This is a genomic window from Methylobacterium gregans (assembly GCF_022179245.1).
Lineage (GTDB): Bacteria > Pseudomonadota > Alphaproteobacteria > Rhizobiales > Beijerinckiaceae > Methylobacterium > Methylobacterium gregans.
On the sequence record NZ_BPQM01000161.1, the window covers coordinates 1 to 20,795 of the forward strand.

Annotated in this window: 20 protein-coding genes and 1 pseudogene; 8 read left to right on the plus strand and 13 right to left on the minus strand. The window is 71.6% G+C overall.

All coding sequences use genetic code 11. The features are described 5' to 3' along the window. The 3 genes and pseudogenes from MFF54_RS25505 to ileS form a co-directional block, all read right to left on the minus strand. Nucleotides 1–291: pseudogene (locus MFF54_RS25505) on the minus strand (hypothetical protein); the annotation flags it as partial. 193 nt (nt 292–484) lie between these two features. Further along, entirely contained in the window at nt 485–1,006 is a 522-nt protein-coding gene (gene lspA, locus MFF54_RS25510; RefSeq protein ID WP_238306999.1) for a signal peptidase II, read from the minus strand. 133 nt (nt 1,007–1,139) lie between these two features. Next, nucleotides 1,140–4,115 (minus strand): isoleucine--tRNA ligase, encoded by a 2,976-nt coding sequence (gene ileS, locus MFF54_RS25515; RefSeq protein ID WP_238307000.1) that lies wholly within the window; start codon nt 4,113–4,115, stop codon nt 1,140–1,142. A 383-nt stretch (nt 4,116–4,498) separates the two neighbouring features. Between ileS and MFF54_RS25520 the strand changes: the two genes are divergently transcribed. Further along, nucleotides 4,499–4,768, plus strand: a complete 270-nt coding sequence (locus MFF54_RS25520) for a hypothetical protein (RefSeq protein ID WP_238307001.1) — start codon at nt 4,499–4,501, stop codon at nt 4,766–4,768. A gap of 31 nt (nt 4,769–4,799) precedes the next feature. Here the strand turns inward: MFF54_RS25520 and MFF54_RS25525 are convergent, their stop codons facing one another. After that, the gene (locus MFF54_RS25525; RefSeq protein ID WP_238307002.1) at nt 4,800–5,852 is read right to left on the minus strand and encodes an LLM class flavin-dependent oxidoreductase; all 1,053 of its coding nucleotides are present in this window, start codon (nt 5,850–5,852) and stop codon (nt 4,800–4,802) included. 189 nt (nt 5,853–6,041) lie between these two features. Here MFF54_RS25525 and MFF54_RS25530 point away from each other — a divergent pair, with 189 nt between their 5' ends. Both MFF54_RS25530 and MFF54_RS25535 read left to right on the plus strand, forming a co-directional pair. Next, nucleotides 6,042–7,244 carry a pyridoxal phosphate-dependent aminotransferase gene (locus tag MFF54_RS25530; protein ID WP_238307003.1) on the plus strand — a complete coding sequence of 401 codons (1,203 nt, stop codon included), beginning with the start codon at nt 6,042–6,044 and terminating at the stop codon, nt 7,242–7,244. Nucleotides 7,245–7,344: 100 nt separating this feature from the next. After that, on the plus strand, nt 7,345–7,617 hold the full coding sequence (locus tag MFF54_RS25535) for a hypothetical protein (protein ID WP_238307004.1): 273 nt from the start codon (nt 7,345–7,347) through the stop codon (nt 7,615–7,617). Between the two features lie 13 nt (nt 7,618–7,630). Here MFF54_RS25535 and MFF54_RS25540 read toward each other — a convergent pair whose 3' ends face one another. After that, nucleotides 7,631–7,816 (minus strand): hypothetical protein, encoded by a 186-nt coding sequence (locus tag MFF54_RS25540; RefSeq protein WP_238307018.1) that lies wholly within the window; start codon nt 7,814–7,816, stop codon nt 7,631–7,633. Between the two features lie 110 nt (nt 7,817–7,926). Continuing rightward, nucleotides 7,927–8,832, minus strand: coding sequence for a histone deacetylase family protein (locus MFF54_RS25545; RefSeq protein ID WP_238307005.1), 906 nt, complete (start codon nt 8,830–8,832; stop codon nt 7,927–7,929). A 118-nt stretch (nt 8,833–8,950) separates the two neighbouring features. Between MFF54_RS25545 and MFF54_RS25550 the strand changes: the two genes are divergently transcribed. Both MFF54_RS25550 and MFF54_RS25555 read left to right on the plus strand, forming a co-directional pair. Continuing rightward, entirely contained in the window at nt 8,951–10,105 is a 1,155-nt protein-coding gene (locus MFF54_RS25550) for a ceramide glucosyltransferase (RefSeq protein ID WP_238307017.1), read from the plus strand. Nucleotides 10,106–10,152: 47 nt separating this feature from the next. Then, complete coding sequence (locus MFF54_RS25555; RefSeq protein WP_238307006.1) at nt 10,153–10,839, plus strand: type 1 glutamine amidotransferase; 687 nt, start codon at nt 10,153–10,155, stop codon at nt 10,837–10,839. A 12-nt stretch (nt 10,840–10,851) separates the two neighbouring features. On the opposite strand, the gene MFF54_RS25560 is transcribed toward MFF54_RS25555, so the two are convergent. Together MFF54_RS25560 and MFF54_RS25565 are read right to left on the minus strand one after the other, a co-directional pair. Beyond that, on the minus strand, nt 10,852–12,720 hold the full coding sequence (locus MFF54_RS25560) for a DEAD/DEAH box helicase (RefSeq protein WP_238307007.1): 1,869 nt from the start codon (nt 12,718–12,720) through the stop codon (nt 10,852–10,854). A 132-nt stretch (nt 12,721–12,852) separates the two neighbouring features. Then, a complete protein-coding gene (locus tag MFF54_RS25565) occupies nt 12,853–14,346 on the minus strand; it encodes a DUF2252 domain-containing protein (RefSeq protein ID WP_238307008.1) in 1,494 nt (497 codons plus the stop codon). Between the two features lie 163 nt (nt 14,347–14,509). Here MFF54_RS25565 and MFF54_RS25570 point away from each other — a divergent pair, with 163 nt between their 5' ends. Both MFF54_RS25570 and MFF54_RS25575 read left to right on the plus strand, forming a co-directional pair. Continuing rightward, nucleotides 14,510–15,646 carry a phosphatase PAP2 family protein gene (locus MFF54_RS25570; RefSeq protein WP_238307009.1) on the plus strand — a complete coding sequence of 379 codons (1,137 nt, stop codon included), beginning with the start codon at nt 14,510–14,512 and terminating at the stop codon, nt 15,644–15,646. Nucleotides 15,647–15,727: 81 nt separating this feature from the next. Next, nucleotides 15,728–16,435, plus strand: coding sequence for a DUF4142 domain-containing protein (locus MFF54_RS25575; RefSeq protein WP_238307010.1), 708 nt, complete (start codon nt 15,728–15,730; stop codon nt 16,433–16,435). Nucleotides 16,436–16,482: 47 nt separating this feature from the next. On the opposite strand, the gene MFF54_RS25580 is transcribed toward MFF54_RS25575, so the two are convergent. Continuing rightward, nucleotides 16,483–16,752 (minus strand): hypothetical protein, encoded by a 270-nt coding sequence (locus tag MFF54_RS25580; protein WP_238307011.1) that lies wholly within the window; start codon nt 16,750–16,752, stop codon nt 16,483–16,485. 177 nt (nt 16,753–16,929) lie between these two features. Here MFF54_RS25580 and MFF54_RS25585 point away from each other — a divergent pair, with 177 nt between their 5' ends. After that, nucleotides 16,930–17,784: a metal-dependent phosphohydrolase gene (locus MFF54_RS25585; RefSeq protein WP_238307012.1), complete on the plus strand. Its 855-nt coding sequence runs from the start codon at nt 16,930–16,932 to the stop codon at nt 17,782–17,784. 20 nt (nt 17,785–17,804) lie between these two features. Here MFF54_RS25585 and MFF54_RS25590 read toward each other — a convergent pair whose 3' ends face one another. The 4 genes from MFF54_RS25590 to MFF54_RS25605 all read right to left on the minus strand — a co-directional run. Further along, nucleotides 17,805–18,212, minus strand: a complete 408-nt coding sequence (locus MFF54_RS25590) for a PRC-barrel domain-containing protein (RefSeq protein WP_238307013.1) — start codon at nt 18,210–18,212, stop codon at nt 17,805–17,807. 76 nt (nt 18,213–18,288) lie between these two features. After that, complete coding sequence (rfbA, locus tag MFF54_RS25595) at nt 18,289–19,176, minus strand: glucose-1-phosphate thymidylyltransferase RfbA (protein WP_238307014.1); 888 nt, start codon at nt 19,174–19,176, stop codon at nt 18,289–18,291. A gap of 2 nt (nt 19,177–19,178) precedes the next feature. After that, entirely contained in the window at nt 19,179–20,072 is an 894-nt protein-coding gene (rfbD, locus tag MFF54_RS25600; protein ID WP_238307015.1) for a dTDP-4-dehydrorhamnose reductase, read from the minus strand. A gap of 16 nt (nt 20,073–20,088) precedes the next feature. Then, nucleotides 20,089–20,795: dTDP-glucose 4,6-dehydratase (locus MFF54_RS25605; RefSeq protein WP_238307016.1), on the minus strand; the 707-nt coding region annotated here is incomplete at its 5' end.

A 20,795-nucleotide genomic window follows, 5' to 3' on the forward strand; every position in this document is an offset into this window, starting at 1 on the left:
GCGGCGCTCGGCGACCTCGCGCTCGCGCGCGACGATCTCGGGCTCCTTCGGCCATTGCGGGTTGGCCGCGCGCTGGCGCGGCGCCGGTAGCGCCTTGCCGTCGATCTTGGGTGGCATCACCAGCGGTGCCCGCTCGCGGTAGTCGATCGGGGCCTGGTCCTTCTCGACGAGGCCCAGCGTGCTCAGCGTGTCGCGCATCAGCGAGCCGCTCTCCTGCGCCCGCGCGCCGGAGGTGCCGAGGGATGCCGCGAGCGCGGCCACGGTGACGAGAGTCCTGCGATACCCGGTCATGCTGCCCCACAGGTTGGCCGGGCGCCCCGGACCGCGCCGCGGCGGCGGGCCTCACGCGACCGCGCTCTCGGCGGCCTGATCCGACCTCCTCGGCCTGATCCCGGTTTCCGGCGATCGTATGGCGCCTTGACCGGGCTGCACCAGAGCGGGGTCACAGACAACCTGCAATGTGCTGTGGGTCGTGTTGCCGGGATCACACGGACGGGGCGGAATCGGTGGGATTTGCCGCTTGGGCGGCCTTCGCCCGCCCGCGCTCCGGCATCAGGCTGTCGATGATCAGCCCGACGACGCCCGCCACGATCGCCGCGTCGGCCACGTTGAAGACGTACCAGGACCAAGAGCCCGCGTGCAGGTGCACGAAGTCGAACACCGCCCCGTAGGCGGCCCGGTCGACGGCGTTGCCGAGCGCCCCGCCCGCGATCAGCCCGAGGGCGAGACCGAGGAGCCGCGAGCCGGCCCGGTGCATCCAGACGGCGAGACCCGCCGCGGCCACGAGCGAGAGGGCGACGAGCAGCCAGCGCCCGAGTCCGCCCTCCTGCTGGAACAGCCCGTAGGAGACGCCGCGGTTCCAGACGACGACGAGGTCGAGATAAGGCCCGAAGCGCCAGGGCTGCGTCAGCACCAGATCGGTGCCGAAATAGAGCCAGAGCTTCGAGGCCTGATCGAGCGCGAAGGTGAGGAGGAGCGCGAGGAGGCCGAGGCGGAAGGGGGTCATCGGCGCGCCTCTCTCGCATCGGGACGGAGGTGACGGCAACGGACGCGTACCGCACGGGGCGTGGCACCCCCCTCTCCCCGCGTGCGGGGAGAGGAGATGCGCGCTACGCCGTCGTGCCGGCCTGCAGACCGTGTCACGCCGCGCTCGCGGCAGGGTTGGCGGCGTCCCACTCGCGCAGAGCCTGCGCGTCGCGCGGCGTGACGTCGGGGTACTCCCCATCCTGCCCGACCTCGGGCGTCACCCGCCAGGAGCGGGCGCATTTGCGCCCCTCAGCCGGGCGCGGCACGACCGCGACGCCGCGGACCTCGTCGAGGCGGAAGGCCTCTGCCGGTCCCTCCCCCGCCACGACGGCGATGTCGGAGGTGATGCAGATGTCCGCGAAGTCGACGCCCTGGACGGCCTCCAGGAGGTCCGCGTCGGCGACGTGCACCACCGGCGCCGCCTCCAGGCTCGCGCCGATCCGCTTGGCCGCGCGCTCGATCTCCAGCGCGCCGGTCACCACCCGGCGCACGCGGCGGATCTTCTGCCAGCGCTCGGCGAGGGCGTCGTCGCGCCACTCCGCCGGGGTGTGCGGCAGGGTCTGCAGGTGCACCGAGCCGGTCTCGGACGGGTAGCGATCGAGCCACGCTTCCTCGGCCGTGAAGGCCAGCACGGGGGCGAGCCAGATCGCGGCGCGCCGGAAGGCCTCGTCGATGACCTGGAGGGACGCACGGCGGCGGACCGATGAGATCGGATCGCAGTAGAGCGCGTCCTTGCGCACGTCGAAGTAGAAGGACGAGAGGTCGCCGGTCATGAAGCCGTTGAGCAGCGCCACCACCCGCTTGGTATCGAAGGCCGCGTAGGCCTCGCGGATCTCGGCGTCGAGCTCGGCCAGGCGGTGCAGGATCAGCCGCTCCAGCTCGGGCATCCGGTCGAGCGGCACGTCGTCCGCCGCGACGCGGTGGGCGAGCGAGCCCAGCATCCAGCGGAGCGAGTTGCGCAGCTTCCTGTAGGTCTCCGCGAAGGTCTTGATGATCTCCGGACCGATGCGCAGGTCGTCGGTATAGTCGGAGGCCGCCACCCAGAGGCGCAGGATGTCGGCGCCCGAATCCTTGATCACGCTCTGGGGCGCGACGACGTTGCCCTTCGACTTCGACATCTTCAGGCCTTTGCCGTCGAGCACGAAGCCGTGGGTCAGGACGATGTCGTAGGGCGCGCGGCCCCGGGTGCCGGCGGATTCGAGGAGCGAGGACTGGAACCAGCCGCGGTGCTGGTCCGAGCCCTCCAGGTACATCACCCGGTCCTCGCCGCCGTCGCGGCGGCGCGTGACGCCCGCGAGACCCGGGAAGGCCTCCGGATCGTCGAGAACGAAGGCGTGGGTGGAGCCGGAATCGAACCAGACGTCGAGGACATCCGTCACCCGCTCGTAGGCGGCTGGATCGTGCTCGGGCGCCAGGAAGCGGGCGCCGTCGGCGTCGGTGAACCACGCATCCGCCCCCTCCTGCCGGAACGCCTCGACGATGCGGGCGTTGACGGCCGGATCGCGCAGGATCTCGCCGGTCTCGCGATGGACGAACACCGTGATCGGCACGCCCCAGGCGCGCTGGCGCGAGACCACCCAGTCGGGCCGATTGGCCACCATGCCGTTGATGCGGTTCTTGCCCTGCGGCGGAACCCACTGGGTGTCGTCGATCGCCTGCAGGGCGACCTCCCGGAGGGTCCGGTTGCCGAGGCTGTCCACCGGCCGGTCCATGGCGATGAACCATTGCGGCGTGTTGCGGAAGATCACCGGCTTCTTCGAGCGCCAGGAGTGCGGGTACTGGTGGCGCAGCACGCCGCGGGCGATCAGCGCGCCGGCCTCGGTGAGCGCCGCCATCACGGCCTTGTTGGCGTCGCCCTTCTCGCCCTTTGCCGTCAACACGCGGGTGCCGGTGAAGCCCGGCGCCGCCTCGGTGAGCACGCTGTCGGCATCGACCGTGTAGGGGATCGTCGTGTCGATGCCGCGCTCGCGCAGGGTGCGGCCGCTCGCCATCCAGAGCTCGAAATCCTCGCGGCCATGGCTCGGGGCGGTGTGGACGAAGCCGGTGCCGGACTCGTCGGTGACGTGATCGCCGTCGAGAACGGGCACGTCGAAGCCGTAGCCGAGATCCGCGAGGGGGTGCGCGAGCGTCAGCCCGGCGAGGTCTGCGGGTGCCACATCGGCGACGCGCTCGTAGCCCTCAATGCGGGCGGCCTTGAACACGCCCGCGGCCAGCGCGTCGGCCAGGATGTAGGTCTCGCCGACCTTCGCCCAGTTGTCCTCGGGCGCCGCCGTGACGCGGTAGAGGCCGTAGGCGATCTTTTTCGAGAAGGCGACCGCGCGGTTGCCGGGGATCGTCCAGGGTGTCGTGGTCCAGATCACGACGCGGGCGCCAGCCAAAGCGCCCTCCCCGCCCTTGCGGATCGGGAAGGCCACGAAGATCGTATCGCTGACGTGCTCCTCGTACTCGACCTCGGCCTCGGCCAGCGCGGTCTTCTCGACGACCGACCACATCACGGGCTTCGAGCCGCGGTAGAGCTGGCCAGAGACCGCGAACTTCATCAGCTCGTCGGCGATGGCGGCCTCCGCCGGGAACGCCATGGTGGCGTAGGGATGCGCCCAGTCGCCGGTGACGCCGAGCCGCTGGAACTCGGCGCGCTGCACATCGAGCCACTGGGCCGCGAAGGCGCGGCATTCCTGCCGGAACTCGATCACCGGCACCGCGTCCTTGTTGCGGCCCTTGGCGCGGTACTGCTCCTCGATCTTCCACTCGATCGGCAGGCCGTGGCAATCCCAGCCCGGCACGTAGTTCGCCTCGTAGCCGAGCGCACCCATCGAGCGGACGATGACGTCCTTCAGGATCTTGTTGAGCGCCGTACCGATATGGATGTTGCCGTTGGCGTAGGGCGGGCCGTCGTGCAGCACGAATTTCGGCCGGCCCTGCCCGCGCGCCCGAAGCTGCCCGTAGAGGTCGGTCTTCTCCCAGCGTTCGAGGAGCAGCGGCTCGCGGGTCGGCAGGCCGGCGCGCATCGGGAAGTCGGTGCGGGGCAGGAACAGGGTCTTGGAATAGTCGCGGGTGGTCGCGGTCTCGGCGGGGGCAGCGTCGCTCATCGGTTCGGGCGTCCTGGGAAGGCGTCGGGCCCATTTGGGGCCATGCGGCTCAAGTCTCGGCGGGTCCGGCGCCGTTAGCGCCGGCAGGGTGCGGGGGACCCCGCGTCCCGGCATCCGCGATGCCGCGTCTCCCGCGGCACTCAGGCGGAGGCCGGGCCCGTAATTCGCGTCGCCTGACGGCCGCAGAACAGATCAGCGCCAAATCGCATGCGGCGGCTTCTATCAGCGGGCGCCCGCCCGCGCCAGAGCGGGCAACTCGGTATCGCGCCACAGAAATCGGGCCGACCACGCTGCCACCAACGACGAGCTTGACCGTTGAAAGGCAGGCGCACCCGGCCGGCACCAGATCGGCCCGGGGGAGCCATCAACGCGAGGACACCGCCATGAAGCACATTCTCGTCGCCGCGACGCTCGCGGTCTCTACCTTGACGCTGGGCGGCATCGCCCAGGCACAGGGCCTCGTCGGCGGCATCAACCGCGGCGCGGCCGAGGGCAACCGCGTCGGCGGCCCGGTCGGCGGCGTGGTGGGCGGAGCGGTCGGCGGCGCGGTCGGTACCGTCAACGGGGCGCTCGGGATCGATCCGGGCCGGCGCGCCTACCGGACCGACCTGCCCGGCCGGCGCAAGCACAGCCGCCACCGCCGTCACCGCTGAGCCGCGCGCCGGGTCTGCCGCTGGTCAGGGATCAGCCTGAACGATCGTCGGGATCGGGCTCGGCCGCCAGGCTGGGCTTGGCCGCCAAGCCCCAGGCCTCGGCGATCAGCGCGTAGGAACGGCGCCGCGCCGCCTGATCGTGGACGCTCGACACGATCATGATCTCGTCGACCTGGGCCTCGTCGGCGAGGGCCGCGAGCTTCGCCCGCAGCGTCTCGGGCGAGCCCACGTGCAGGCGCGCCCGCCCGCGCTCCATCCGCATCCGCTCGGACTCCGAGTAGGCGTAGCTCTCGGCCTCGTCGAGGCTCGGAATCGGGCTGTACATGCCGCGCTCGCGCCGCAGCGTCGCGAGCCGCGGGCTCATGGCGAGTCGCTCGGCCTCTTCGTCGGTCTCCGCGCAGACCGCCGCCAGCGCCAGGATCGCGTGGGGCCGCTCGCCCAGGCGCGAGGGCTGGAACTGCCGCCGATAGGCCCGCAGAACCTCGGCCCCGTCGGAGCTTCCGAAGTGCTGCGCGAAGGCGAATCCCGTTCCGATCCGGGCCGAGAGCGCCCCGCTGTAATCCGAGGACCCGAGCAGGAAGATCGGCGGCAGCGGCACGCCCGCGGGCATGACCTCGATCTCCGCGAACGGGTGGCCTGCCGGGAACTCGCCCGAGCCGAAGTACAGCAGTTCCTGAAGGCGTTCGAGGAAGGGGTCGCCCTCGCGCGCATCCTCTCGGCGGCGCAGCGCCCGCGCGGTGATGCCGTCGGTGCCCGGTGCGCGGCCCAGACCGAGGTCGATCCGCCCCGGGAAGAGCGCCTCGAGCAGCTTGAATCGCTCGGCCACCATCAGGGGCGCGTGGTTCGGCAGCATGATGCCGCCGGAGCCGACACGGAGATGTTTCGTCGCCGCCGCGACCTGACCGATCATGATCTCGGGAGCCGGGCTCGCGACCGAGGCCAGGGCGTGGTGCTCGGCGAGCCAGTAGCGGTGATAGCCGAGGCCATCGACGTGCCGGGCCAGCGCGAGGCTGTCCTGCAACGCGTCGGCGGGCGTCGCGCCGGCATTCACGAAGGAGAGGTCGAGGACCGAGAGCGGCAACATGGAGGGAAGATGAGGCCGCCCCGGCCCGTTCGCGAGGGGATAGCCGGCACGGGAGCCCTGCTCGCCACGCGTGTCATAAGGTGTTCCGCAGGCCCGGCGCCATCTTGCCGGCTCATCGGCCCGCCCCTACGGTCCGCCCGCCGCGGACCCGCGGTGCCGCCCGACTTCCAAGATCCCGGAGCACTCCCCATGGGCTTTCTGGCCGACGCCCTGTCCCGCGTGAAGCCGTCCGCGACGATCGCGATGACGCAGAAGGCGCGCGAGCTGAAAGCCTCCGGCATGGACGTGATCAGCCTCTCGGTCGGCGAGCCCGACTTCGACACGCCCGACCACATCAAGGAAGCGGCGATCGAGGCGATCCGGCGCGGCGAGACCAAGTATCCGCCCGTCTCCGGCATCGTGCCGCTGCGCGAGGCGATCGCCCGCAAGTTCAAGCGCGAGAACGGGCTCGACTACAAGCCGAGCCAGACCATCGTCGGCACCGGCGGCAAGCACGTGATCTACAACGCGCTGCTCGCCACCCTCAATCCGGGCGACGAGGTGGTGATCCCCCGCCCCTACTGGGTCTCCTACCCGGAGATCGTGGTTCTGTGCGGCGGCACGCCCGTCTTCGCCGAGACCGACATGGCGCACGACTTCAAGCTCCAGCCGGAGGAGCTGGAGCGGGTCATCACCCCGAAGACCAAGTGGATCATCCTCAACTCGCCCTCGAACCCGTCGGGCGCCGCCTACGCGCACGACGAGCTGAAGGCGATCACCGACGTGCTGATGCGCCATCCGCACGTCTGGGTGCTCACCGACGACATGTACGAGCACCTGACCTACGGCGACTTCGCGTACGTGACCCCGGCCCAGGTCGAGCCCGGACTCTACGAGCGCACGCTGACCATGAACGGCGTCTCGAAGGCCTACGCCATGACCGGCTGGCGCATCGGCTACGCGGCCGGTCCCGAGCACTTGATCAAGGCCATGGACTTCATCCAGGGCCAGCAGACGTCCGGCGCTACCACGATCTCGCAATGGGCGGCGGTGGCGGCCCTCGACGGGACGCAGGAGCATCTCGCCCGCTTCCGCGCGGCCTTCCAGGAGCGCCGCGACCTCGTGGTCTCGATGCTGAACCAGGCCTCGGGCCTCAAATGCCCGATGCCGGAGGGCGCTTTCTACGTCTACCCGTCCTGCGCCGCGCTGATCGGCAAGCGTACGGAGGGCGGCAAGACGATCGAGACCGACCAGGACTTCGTCACCGAGCTGCTTCAGAGCGAGGGCGTGGCGGCGGTGCACGGCTCGGCCTTCGGCCTCGGCCCGAACCTGCGCATCTCCTACGCGACCTCGAACAAGGCGCTGGAGGAGGCCTGCACCCGCATCCAGCGCTTCTGCGCCTCGCTGCGCTGAGCGAAGCCGCGGCGCTGCCATTTCACGGAAGCGCCGCGCAACTCAGGAACGCCGAGGCTGCAGCACCGTTTCTCCCGGGCATTTTGTCAGGGAGAACACCATGCGGATCGCCGTCAAGGCGTCGGCCATCGCGATCGTGACGCTCATGAGCGTCGGCGCGGCGGAGGCCAAGGGCTGCATCAAGGGCGCCATCATCGGGGGCGTGGCCGGACACTACCTCGCCGAGCGCGGCGTGGTCGGGGCGGTCGCCGGCTGCCTCGCCGGGCGGGCTCTCGCCAACCGCCAAGCGCGGCGCGACGTGGATTACGGCTCCCGCGTCCGCGATCCCGGCTACGGCCCGGGCGGCTATCCCCGGCGCAACTACAGCTACTGAGTCGCGCTCCGCCTCAGCGCGGCCCGACGGAGCCGGTGACCGCCGGGTCCGTCGCCTGCCGCGCGACGTCCCCCGGGCGGGCGGCGTCGCGCCTTCCGTGATCGAGCTTGTTGGCGGAGATCAGCGCAGCGGCGATCATCGCCAGCAGCGCGACCGTCACCTTCGTGCCTTCCCAGATCCGTCCGAGCATCGCCGCCACTCAACAGTCGAACCGGCGCGCCGCCGCCTCGGCGCGACAATTCGATTGTGCGCCGCACGCTTCACAAATGGTTTAAGCGCGGGCCTCGTCCCCAGCTCATTCGTCTCGCGTCACGTCTCGGCCACGGCCGCGAGCGCCTCGAAGACGAGGGCGTGGCGCGCGGCGAGCGCGTCCACGTCGTGCGTGTAGCCGCCACCGATCACCGCCACGAGCGGGATGCGGCGTGCCCGCGCTTGGCCCACCACGTAGCGGTCGCGAGCGTAGAGGCCGTCGTCGCTCAGCGCGAGGCGGCCGAGCCGGTCGTCCCGATGGGGATCGACGCCCGCGTTGTAGAAGACTAGGTCCGGCCGCAGGGCGTCGAGGAGCGGCGGCAGGCGCGCGGCGAGCACGTCGAGATAGGCCGCATCCTCCATCCCGTCCGGCAGCCCGATGTCGAGGTCGCCCGGGATCTTCTGGCTCGGATAGTTCCGCTCGCAGTGGACCGACAGGGTGAAGAGATCGGGCGCGTACGCCAGGCAGTCGGCCGTGCCGTCGCCCTGGTGCACGTCGAGATCGACCACCAGCGCCCGGGCGATCGCGCCCTCGTGCTGGAGCGCGCGGGCCGCGACCGCCACGTCGTTGAACAGGCAGAACCCCGCCCCCTGCTCGCGGCGGGCGTGGTGGCTGCCACCCGCCGTGCTGCCGGCGAGGCCCTCCGCGAGGGCGAGGCGCGCGGCGAGCAGCGTGCCGCCGACGGAGGCGCGGGAGCGGCGCACCACGGCCTCGTCCACCGGCAGGCCGATCGCCCGCTCGACCGCGCGCGGCACGTCGTGGGCGAGCACCGCATCGATGTAGGATCGGGCGTGCGCGTGGGCGAGGAGCGCCGCCGAGGCCGGCTCCGGCTGAATAAATCCGAGCGGCGCCAGCCCGCGCTCCGCCACCACCTCCGCGAGCCGCCCGTATTTCCGCATGGGGAAACGGTGGCCGTCCGGGAGGGTGGCCTCGTAGGCCGGGTGGAACACGATCGGCGGGATCATCCGGGTCGAACGATGGGAAGGATGGCCCCGTCATAAGACTGATACGGCGCGACTGTTAGGGGGCTGCGCAACGGCGCGGCGGCAGGTCGCGGCCATGAGCGACGGGGACGACGGCCGCATGATCGAGGCGAACGCAACCGCGCTGTCCCTGGCGCTCTGCGGCCTGCTCACCCTGGTCAACTTGGTCAGCTTCGGCATCACCGCCCGGCGCATCGGCCGCGTGCGCGGACCATCCGCGTTCCCAGCGGGCGCCCCGATCTCGCTGGTGCGGCCGGTCTGCGGCCTGGAGACCTTCAGCGAGGAGACGCTGACCCGGGGCTTCCGGCTCGATTATCCTGCCTACGAGATCGTCTTCTGCGTGGCCGACGCGAACGACCCCGTCCGGCCGCTGGTGGACCGGCTGATCGCCGCCCATCCCCGGGTGCCGGCCCGGGTGGTGATCGGCGACGAGCGTGTCAGCGACAACCCGAAGCTGAACAACTGCGTGCGCGGCTGGGAGGCGGCACGCCACGACTGGATCGTGCTCGCCGATTCGAACGTCCTGATGCCGCCGGACTATCTGCAGCAGATGCAGGCAGCGTGGCGGTCCGACACCGGCCTCGTCTGCTCGACACCGATCGGCGCACGGCCCGGCAACCTCTGGGCCGATGTCGAGTGCGCCTTCCTCAACACCCTTCAGGCACGCTGGCAATATACCGGCGAGGCGCTCGGTCTCGGCTTCGCGCAAGGCAAGAGCATGCTCTGGCATCGGCCCTTCCTGGAGCGCCACGGGGGCATCCGGGCGCTGGCCACCGAGATCGCCGAGGATGCGGCCGCGACGAAGCTCGTGCGGGCGGCGGGGCGCCGGGTCCACCTCGTCCCGGCCCCGTTCGAGCAGCCCCTGGGCTCGCGCGGCCGCCGGGAGGTCTGGTCGCGGCAGCTGCGCTGGGCGCGCCTGCGCCGGGTGACCTTCCCGCTCTTTTTCGCGCCCGAGATCGCGAGCGGCGTGCTGGTGCCCTTCCTGCTCGCCGGCTGTCTCGTGGGGAGCGCAGAGGCCTGGATCGGGATCGCCGTGCTCGCAGCGATCTTCTACGGCGCCGAGTACGCGCTGGCCGTGCGCGCCGGCTGGCCGCGCTCACCGCGTCTCGTTCTGGCCTTCCTGATCCGCGACGCGATGATCCCGCTGCTCTGGGTGCGCGCGTGGATGCGCAACGCCGTGGTCTGGCGCGGCAACCTGATGGACATCCGCCCGAAACCGGCGCGCCGCTTGCGCGCGGGGGCGAGCGCGGCCTAACCCGGGCCGCCCGGCCCCGCGGCCGGATCGCCACGGATGGACACCCCTTGCGCATCGCCATCCTCGAGACCGGCCGACCGCCCGACAGGCTCTCCGCCTTTCCCTCCTACGCGGCGATGTCGGCAGGTCTCCTCGGGCCGGACCACACCTGCACGACCTTCGATGTGCGCGCCGGCGCGTGGCCTGACCCGGCCGCGCACGAAGCCTTCCTGATCACTGGATCGCCGGCCGGCGTCTACGACCCCCTGTCCTGGATCGCGGAGCTGATCGCCTTTCTCCGGGCCCTGCCGGCCGAGCGGAAGCTCGTCGGCATCTGCTTCGGCCATCAGGTCATGGCCGCGGCGTTCGGCGGGCGGGCCGAGAAGTCGCCCCGTGGCTGGGGCCTCGGCCTTCACACCTACGATGTCGTGGCGCGCGCACCCTACATGGACGCCGGCCCGAGCATCGCCGTGCCGGTGAGCCATCAGGATCAGGTCACGGTGCTGCCGCCGGGGGCGCGCGTGCTCGCGGGCAGCGCCTTCACGCCCTACGGCGTTCTAGAATACGGCGACCGCGCCGCTCTGTCCTGCCAGTGCCATCCCGAGTTCGGGCCGGACTACGCCCGCGCCCTCACCCGGGATCACCGTGCGGCCATGCAGGATCCGGCCCTGGTCGAGCGGGCCCTCGCCAGCCTCGACGCGCCCCACGACAGCGCCCGTCTCGGCGGATGGATCCGCCGTTTCCTCGGATCCTGATCGGCGAAGCGCCTAGCCCTCCGCCCGGCGTCCGGCCGGAGCCCAGCTCCGGCGGCGCTGGCGGACGGACCAGGCGTAGCGGGTGTCTCCCTCAAGCAGGTGCGCGTGGTCGGAGAGGCGGTTGCGCTCCAGCCAGGCCAGGGCCGCCTCGAGTTCCGGCAGGGTCATCGAGGCCCGGTCCTTGCCGGTCACGCGCTTGAGCACGGCGTTGTAGCGGTGGGCGAGGTTGCCGCCGCGCGGGGCCTGCCACGCCGCCTCGTCCTCGACCGCCTGAGCCGCCACCTGCGCGCTGAGGCGCTGGCGCAGAGAGCGCTCCGTCAGCGAGGGCGGCCCTTCGCGTGCGGGCGCCGGGTCCCGCGCGGGCGCGTCCGGATCCGGCATGCGCGGGCGAAGCATGGCGTAGCGCAGTCCCAGCGCGTTGCTCTCCAGCGGCGTGATGCCCCGGGGCGTCTCGTCCCGCCAGCGCACCGGCTCGGGGGTGATGGCCGTGAGGCGCGGCTTCTCGCGGGGGCGCGGGGCGCTGCCCTGCTCGGTCTCCAATTCCGCGCGGAACTTCGCGAAGAGGGGGTCGTCGGGATGGAAGACCAGGGCTTGCTGGCTGTCGTAGGCGCCCCCGTTCGGGTCGACGCGCGTCGCGCGCGCCAGCATCTGCTCCAGCCAGGGTCGCGAGCGGATGTGGGTGAGAGCCGCCACGACGGCGACCTCGGGCGCATCGAGGCCCTCGTAGGCCATCGCCACGGTGACGAGGATGGCGGGCTCCGGGAGCAGCCGGAAAGCGGCGAGCGCCGCGTGGGCGTCCTGCGCCGACGAGGTGGCGATGCGCACGTCCCGCTCGGCCTGCGGTCCTGGCATCCAGCCCTGGATCGTCGCCTGGTAGCGCCGGGCGCTCTCCTGATCGGGAGCGACGACGAGAAGCTTGCCGAGACCGAGCGCCGGCTCGGCCGGCCCGAGCCCCCGCTCCGCGCGGCGCCGGGCCCGGATGCGGCGGGTCGCGTGGAAGGCCTCGCCGAGGAGATCGCGGGCGAAGCCTGTGCGGAGCGCCGTGAACAGGGCCGGCCGCGTGGTGACGCGCACGCCCCCGCCGAGCCGGTGCGGACCGACCCGCGGCGCCGCACCGGCCACCTGCCCCGCCTCCAGCCAGCTCGCCTCGCCGTCGAGCGCGCCGAAATTCACCGGCAGTACCGCGCGCTCGGCCAGCGCCTGCACGCGGGAATAGCCGATCACCGCGAGGCCCGGCGCCTCGATGTTGACCTCCGGCCCGCGCCCCGCGTTGGCCGGGTGATAGGGCAGCCCGAGGATGCGGCGCCCGTCCGCCCGCTCCAGGGTGCCGGAGAGGAAGAGCCGCAGGGTGGCCGCCCGAAATAGCGGCAGCATCGCGCGGCTCCAGGCGCCGGCCTCGGCCTCCTCATCGGAGGGCTCGCCGTCGCCGCCGCGGGCGGCGTTCGGTACGGGCAGGTGGTGGACCTCGTCGACGACGAGCAGCGTCCGGTGCGCCCGTGCCTCGGCGAGGTGCAGGGCCGGCGCGGCGGCGACGGCCTGATAGGTGGTGACGTAGCCGCTGAGCCCCCGGGCGGGATCGGGCTCGTTGTCGGCCGCGCGCACGCTCAAGGCGTGCCCGAGGCTCGCGCGCCAGGCCGGGTCGGCGAAGGCCTCTTCCGCCTGGAGACGCAGGGAATCGCGCGGCACCACCCAGACGACGCGGTCGATCCGGCCTGCCGCGATGAGTTCGGCGGCGGCGATCACCGGCAGCAGCGACTTGCCGCCGCCGGGCGTGACAGCGGCCAGGATGTCGCTCACCCCCGTCGCCTCGCCGCGCGCGATCGCGCCGACGAGCGCCAGCAGGGCGCGCTGGTGTGAACGAAGCGGACGGGACGCGCTCACGGGCCGGCGGGCGGCGTGGGGATCATGCCGGCACCGTGGCGGATGGCGGCCGCTTTGTGAATCCCGGGGATAACCACCGGGCTGTGTATAAATCACCCGCGGAGCCGGCTCCGCGCGGATCGCCCGGTCTTCTCAGAGATGCGGGTCATCCGCCGCCGTGAGCAGCCCGTTCGCGATCGCCGCGCGAAACTGCTCGTAATCGGACGCGTTGCGGTCGCCGTAGGCGTGCGCCCAATCGGCGATGGCCTCTCGCAGGTCGGTGTTGCCGTCGCGACCGCAATAGCCGCAGATCGCGGCGGCGTCGCCGGTCCGCGCATGCGCACGGGCCAGCAGGGCGCCGTAGGCCCAGGAGAAGGTGAGGAGCGGCTGCCCGCGCAGGCAGGCAACCGGGATCTCGCCCTTCATGTTCTTCATTTGGCGCACATAAAACGGCCGGTCCTCGATGGTGGTCCAGCCGAGCAGCGGATCGCCGACCGCCTGGAGCAGGCGCTGGCCGTGGATGACGCGCTCGCCCTCGTGGCGGGCGTATGGCTCGGGCATGCCGGGCAGGTAGGGAGCGTGGGCAGGGCGCACCGCCTCCTTGACTTGAAGGAAGAGCACGTCCTGATCCGAGTTCCCGCAGAGCAGCGCGAGATAGGCGCGGGTGCCGACGCTGCCGACCCCGACCACCCGGTGGGCCACATCCACCACGTGGTAGCGGCTCAGCATGAACCGGCGCTCCCGCGGCAGAGTCTCGGCGTAGTGCTCCAGGCCCGTGATCACCGCCTCCCGCACCGCGTCCGGCACGGGGGTGAGGATCGGCGGGTCGTCGCGCAGGCGCCATGCGCCGTCGATGCGGCGCTCGCCCACACTGTCGAGTAGACTCCGGTTGTGCCGCTTGCGCGCCTTGGCGACCGCTTTGCGCACGACCTCCTGGGAATCCGCGTCGATGTCGATCCCGGAGATCGCGAGCTGGTCGGCGCGGGTGGACTGGTACCAGACCTCGAGCGAGCCCTGGGGCGCCAGCTCCGTCATCGTGTGCTGGTAGCCGGAGACCGCCGCGATCACCGCGCGGCGGCGGTGGTCGGCGGGCACCTCGTCGGTCCGCGTCGCCACCTCGATGCTCGCCGCGAGCCGCTTCAGGTCCCATTCCCAAGGGCCGACCGTGACCTCGTCGAAATCGTTGAGGTCGAGCACGACGTCCCGCTGCGGCGTACCGAACAGGCCGAAATTCGAGATGTGCGCGTCGCCGTTCATCACCACCGAGATCTGGCTCGTGGGTGTGTGGGCGAGGTCCCAGGCCATGATGTGGGCGGCGCCGCGCAGGAAGGCGAAGGGCGAACTCGCCATGCGGGCGACCCGCAGGGGGACGAGTTCCGGCTGGCGGCCGGCATGCGCCTGCTCGATCAGTGCCACCGGGTCCGGCCGGTCGTCGCGCAGGTCGAGCGCGGCGTGGGCCGCGTGCGGCACGGCCTCGCGCAGGGCCTTGCCGGCGGCGCGCCGCTTCTCCCAGGGCTCGCCGCTCCCGCGCAGGTCGATCCGTGGGTAATCGGCCAGCGGCTCCAGCACGACCTCCTCGGGCGCCTCGCCGCTGTGGTCCTGCCGCACCTGCATGTCCTCGGGTTCGAGGCCGCTCTGCCGATCCATGGAACCTCGTCCCGTCAACGAACCGAATCTAGGGTGCAAAAATCGACGCGCATCCCGGGATGACGCCGCACCCTCGGACGTATCTAACGGCTCAGCCTTGCCGGAGAACCAATACGAGCTTCGCGCGTATCCACCGGTGCATCGGCCAGGGGGCGACACGAGGATGATGGACCAACCGCGTCGCGGCAGCGTGGACGATGCCGAAGCCGACGACGCGATGGAGATCATGGGTCGCGTCCGTCTTCCGCGCCGTGATCCGGACGGAGCGGCGCCCCGCACCGATTACCGCACCCCAGCCCTTCGCCCCGCGCGCTTCACCGAAGGTGGGCGTCTGCGCGCTCTCCGTGCCGCGATCGCCGCGCCGCATCCCGGGCTCTGGCTGGCGACGCTAGCTCTGATCGTCGTCGATGCAGTCTGGCTCGCCGTTGCGGGCATCAAGCTCGATCCGGCGGCGCCGCTGGCGCTCGCGGCCCTGGTCGCCGTTCTGCTCGCGGCAGCCGCCTGCCTCGGCCCGCTGAAGTCTGAGCCCTCGCTCCGGGCCATGGCACTGGCGAGCGCGAGCCTCATCGCTTTCACGGTGCCGGTCGCCATCCTGCACTACTGCGCCGCCACGCTCGGGCTGCCGCTGATCGACGACGCGCTGGCGCGGGCCGAGCGGGCGCTCGGGTTCGACTGGCCGGCCTACCGCGCGCTGCTCGAGGCCCATCCGGATCTGAATTGGTGGCTATCGCTGGCCTATCATACGAGCGGGCCGCAGATTGCCGCGGTGGTGATCGTGCTCGCGGCGACGCGCCGGCTCGGCCGGCTCTGGGCCTTCGTGCGCCTGTTCTGCGCGACGCTGCTCTGCGTCGTGGCGGTCTCGGCCGTGCTGCCCGCAGTCGGCGCCTACGCGCACTACGCGCCCGCCGCGATACCGTCCTCCGCGATCGAGACCGTCGGCGCGGTCTGGCACCTCGACGCGCTGGAGCGGTTGCGCGCCGGGACCTTCGACACCTTGGTGCTCGGCGAAGTCCGGGGCCTCGTGACCTTCCCCTCCTTCCACGTCTGCCTCGCGATCCTGACGGCCTGGGCGCTCGCACCCGTCCGGTTCGTCGGGACGCTGGCCCTCGTCCTCAACGCTGCGGTCGTCGTCGCGACGCTCGGCTCGGGCGGTCACTACCTGCCGGACCTAATGGCCGGCGCCGCCGTGGCCTTCGCGAGCCTCTGCCTGCATCGGGGCCTCCACCGCGGGCACCGGCGGATGCCGGTCCGGCCAGCTGCGGAGCCGATAAGGCCGAGCCCGGTGGTATCAGGAACATAGAAAGCAACGCTTGGTTGCATCAGCGACGTCCCTGCCGCCCTCGCGGCCACACGGGATACGTCCTTCAACCGGGAGTCCCTGATGCTGCGCCGCGAATTTCTCGTGCACATGATGACGGCCACCGCCGCCCTGGCGGTGACCCGGACGGCGATCGCCCAGCCGACGCCCGCCGGCGCGATGCCGACGCCGGTCTATCTGGAGATGGCCACCAAGGGCGGCCTGTTCCTGGAGAACACCGCCCGGGATGCCTACGCCAAGACCGGCAATCCGGGCGTGAAGCGCTTCGCGCGGGCCGAGGTCACCGAGCAGGTCACTCTCGCCAACCGGATAGACGGCTACACGGGCGGCGCGCCGGTCGCTGCCGGACGGCCAGGGCCCGGCGGGGTCGTGGGCGGCCTCGTCGGGGCGCCGCTGGCGGTGGCGGGCGGCGCGGTCAACGCCGCGACCGGGATCGCGGGCGGCGTGGTCGGCGGCGTCACCGGCGGGGTGCTGGGCGTCCCGGGCGGTCAGGCGAGCGGCCAGCCCGGCGGCATGACGAGCGACGCGCAGAAGGCGCAGATCCTGAGCCAGCTCTCCGGCCTGGAACCCGGCCCGCAATATGACGCGACCTTCGTGGCCGCCTCCCTCCAGGGGCACCGGGAGGCGCAGATGATCCACGGCACCTACGCGCAGACGGGCGAGGATCCGGGCCTGCGCCGCATCGCCCGCGGAGCCCTGCCGCTGATCGACCTGCACATCGCGCAACTCTCGCGCATGCAACGGTCCATAGGCGGCCGCCGCGAGGGCTGACATCGGCCCGAGGTCGGCCGGTCCAGGGACCGGCCGGCTGCGTCGGCTCAGTACGGGTAGCCGTAGGCCGGACGGCGCGCGGGGGCGCGCCGATAGACCCGCGGCTCGTCCTCGTACCCATAGGTCTGTACGTAGGGGTCGAAACGCGGCGGACGGTAATTGCCGTTGTTCACGCCGGCGGAGCGGTCGTTGCCGTTCAGGGCGGCGTAGGGCGAGAGGCCGCTGCCGGCGTCGCTGTTGCCGCCGAAGGCGAGGGCCGCCGCGGGCGTGCCGACCACGAGAGCGGCGGCGAGGAGCGCGATGCGCGCACGAGCCATGGGGAACTCCTGATCCGATGTGGCGATCGTAACGGAGCGAACGGACCTGCGCGATGGGAAGTTCCGCGGACGCGACGCCGCTGGGACGACGTTGGCCTGCAACCGTCGCGGCAGCTCCGACTTGTCGGTGGGTGGGCCGGCGCTTCCCGGCCGTAGGCTGTCTGCGCCGGACGGGTCATGCTGGAACTGACGCAGCTCCTGGCGAACGCGCTGGGCCGCCATCTCGCCGAGACCTACACGCGCATGTTCGGCAGCCGCGAGCCGCGCTACGCCGAGGTGATCGACGAGTCGGCGCGGCTCACCATCGAGCGCCTCGTCGGCAGCGACGCGCTCTATCACGACGCGGACCATACCGCCCTCGTCGCCCTGGTGATGCAGGACATCCTGCGCGGACGCTTCGTCAGTCGCTCGGTCGGTCCAGACGAGTGGCTTCACGCGATCCTGGCCGCGCTCTACCACGACATCGGCTATGTGCGCGGCATCTGCGCCGGGGACGGCCCCGGCCGCTACGTGGTGGACGGGGCCGGCACCACCGTCGGGCTGCCGCGCGGAGCCTCCGACGCGGCGCTCGCGCCCTGGCACGTCGAGCGCTCGAAGATCGCGGTGCGCGAGCGTTTCGGCGGGCACGACCTCGTGGATGCGGAGCGCGTGGTACGGGCGATCGAGCTGACGCGCTTCCCCGTCCCCAACGACGCCGACCATGCGGAGACCGGGACCGAGGCGGGCTTGCTGCGTGCCGCCGATCTGATCGGGCAGCTCGGGGACCCGCTCTACCCGCGCAAGCTCAATGCCCTGTTCCGGGAATTCGCCGAAGTCGGCCTGGACAAGGAACTCGGCTACGCCGATCCGGCCGACCTCGCGACCGGCTACCCGGCCTTCTTCTGGTCGAAGGTCGAGCCGGTGATCGGCGACGGCATCCGCGCGCTTGACGCGACCGTCGAAGGGCGCCGCTGGGTGGCGAACCTCTACGCCCACGTCTTTGCCATGGAGCACGACCGGCGCCGGATGGGACCCGATCTGGGCCGGTCGTAGAGCGATTGGCGGAGTCGAACTCAGGTGCGGTTGAACTTGCCCTCGTACTTGAATTCGGGCGCGGCCTTCAGCTGGTCCTTGCTGGCGCCGATGATCGCCTTCCACTTCTTCCCGTCCGCGTCGTAGCCGAGGGCGACGGAATCGGGCTTCACCGCGACGTAGCGCTCGCCCAGGCCGAGAAAGCCGCCGACCGACAGGATGTAGCCCGCGAGCTGCCCGTTCGCGATGACGATGTCCTTGATCTCGCCGACGCTGTTCTGCTGCCCGTCGACCACATTGAGGCCGATCAGGTTGTAGCTCAGCACGGCGTCCTGGGGCACGCTCGTGAATTCCGGTGCGCGGGTCGGGGTCTTCTGGTCGCTGTCGACGGCGAGAGCGGAGCCGCTCAGGGCGATGACGGCTGTGAGCGCGAGGGCGAGACGGCGCATGGGAAACTCCACGTTGCGGACGGGTCTCTCCGGGCAATCACCCGCCCGTCCGCAACGTTCCCGGGGGCGTCGCGCCTCAGGCCGGCGGCGCGGCGTCGTGCTCGCGGGCGAGGCGCAGCAGGTTCTGGCCGTAATTGGTCTTGGCGAAGAGCTCGCCCCGCGCCACCAGCTGGTCGCGCCCGATGAAGCCCTGCAGGAAGGCGATCTCCTCCAGGCAGGCCACCTGCAGGCCCTGGCGGTGCTGGAGCGTGCGCACGAACTCGGACGCTTCCAGCAGGCTGTCATGGGTGCCGGTGTCGAGCCAGGCATAGCCCCGGCTCATGCGCTCTACGTGGAGCTGGCCGCGCTCCAGATAGGCCTCGTTGACGCTGGTGATCTCGAGCTCGCCACGGGGCGAAGGTTTCACGTCGGCGGCGATGTCGAGCACTTGGTTGTCGTAGAAGTACAGACCGGTCACCGCCCAGGTGGATTCGGGCTCCTTCGGCTTCTCGACGAGCCGCAGAGGCCGGCCGGCCCGGTCCAGGGTCACGACGCCGTAGGCCTGTGGGTTCTCGACATGGTAGGCGAACACGGTCGCGCCCGCCTTGCGGGCGGCGGCGCGCTCCAGCATCTCGCCCATGCCGGCCCCGAAGAACAGGTTGTCGCCGAGGATCAGCGCAACGTCGTCCTCACCCACGAAGTCGCGGCCGATGATGAAGGCCTGGGCCAAGCCCTCGGGCCGCGGCTGCACGGCGTAGCTGAAGTTCAGCCCGAACTGCTCGCCGGTGCCGAACAGGCGCTGGTAGTTGCCGAGGTGCTCCGGGCTCGAGATGATCAGGATGTCCCGAATGCCGGCGAGCATCAGCACCGACACGGGATAGTAGATCATCGGCTTGTCGTAGACCGGCAGGAGCTGCTTGTTGATCGACAGCGTTGCCGGGTGCAGCCGCGTGCCGGAGCCTCCGGCCAGAACGATCCCCTTCATCCTCAAACTCCGGTGCCGACCGGGCCGACGAGCCGGTCGAGAATGTCGTCGAGCGCCGCCTGCCAGGGGCGCATGGTGATGCCGTAGGCCTGGGCCAGCGTCTCGGTCGAGAGGACCGAGTTGGCGGGCCGCCGGGCCGGTGTCGGATAGGCCGAGGTCGGGATGCCGGAGACGGGCACGCTGCGGCCGCCGCGCCGGGCGCCGCCCGCCACGATGGCCTCGGCGAAGCCGTGCCACGTGGTCTCGCCCGCGTTGACGCAGTGGAAGGTGCCGGTCGGCGCGCCCGCATCCGCGATGAGCCGCAGGGCGACGGTCTTCAGCGCCTCGGCGAGATCGGCCGCGGAGGTCGGGCAACCGTGCTGGTCGGCGACCACGTTGAGGCCGTCGCGCTCGGCGGCGAGCCGCAGCATGGTCTTCACGAAGTTCGCCCGGTGCGGGCTCACCACCCAGGCGGTGCGCAGGATCGCGTGGCGCGGGTTGGCGGTCCGCACCGCGAGCTCGCCGGCCGCCTTGCTGGCGCCGTAGACGCTCTGCGGGTCGATCGGGTCGTCGGGCCAGTAGGGGCCGGGGGTCTCCCCATCGAAGACGTAGTCGGTCGAGACGTGGACGAGCGGGATGCCTGCCTTCTTGGTCTCGGCCGCCAGATACGCGGGCGCCAGCGCGTTGAGCTGCCACGCCTCGGCCACCGCGCTCTCGGCCTTGTCCACCGCCGTGTAGGCGGCGGTGTTGATCACCGCCGCGTAGGCCCGCTCGGCGAAGGCCGCCGCGAGCGCGGCGGGATCGGTGATGTCGAGGGCGTCGCGGCCGGGCGCGTGCAGGCACACCGCGTCGGGCCAGGACAGCGCCCGGAGTTCCGTGCCGACCTGGCCGGCACCGCCGAGGATGAGAATATCCATGGACGCGGTCATGAGCTCAGCCGGCCTTTGCGAGGCCGAGGCGCTCGCCGGTGTAGCGGCCCTCGCGGATCGGTCGCCACCAGGCCTCGTTGGCGAGGTACCAGCGGATCGTCTCCTCCAGCGCCGCCTCGAACACCTTGGTGGGCCGCCAGCCGAGCTCGGCCTCCGCCTTGCCCGGGTCGATCGCGTAGCGCCGGTCGTGGCCCGGACGGTCGGTCACGAAGCTGATCAGCCGCGCGTGCGGGGCGCCCTCGGGCCGCAGGCGGTCGAAGGCCGCGCACAGAGCCTCGACCACCGCCAGGTTGTTGCGCACCGCCCGGCCCCCCAGCAGGTAGGTCTCGCCGATCCGCCCCCGCTCCAGCACCGCCACCAGACCCTTGGCGTGGTCCTCCACGTGGATCCAGTCGCGCTCGTTCAGCCCGTCGCCGTAGACCGGCAGCGGCTTGCCCTCCAGCGCGTTCAGGATCATCAGCGGGATGAGCTTCTCGGGGAAGTGGCGGGGCCCGTAATTGTTCGAGCAGTTCGTCACCAGGACCGGCAGGCCGTAGGTCTCAGCCCAAGCGCGCGCGAGGTGGTCGGAGGCCGCCTTCGAGGCCGAGTAGGGCGAGCGCGGGTCGTAGCGGCTCTCTTCCGTGAAGAAGGCGTCGGGGGGCAGCGAGCCGTAGACCTCGTCGGTGGAGACGTGCAGGAAGCGGAAGGTCTCCCGGTCCGTCCCGGCGAGGC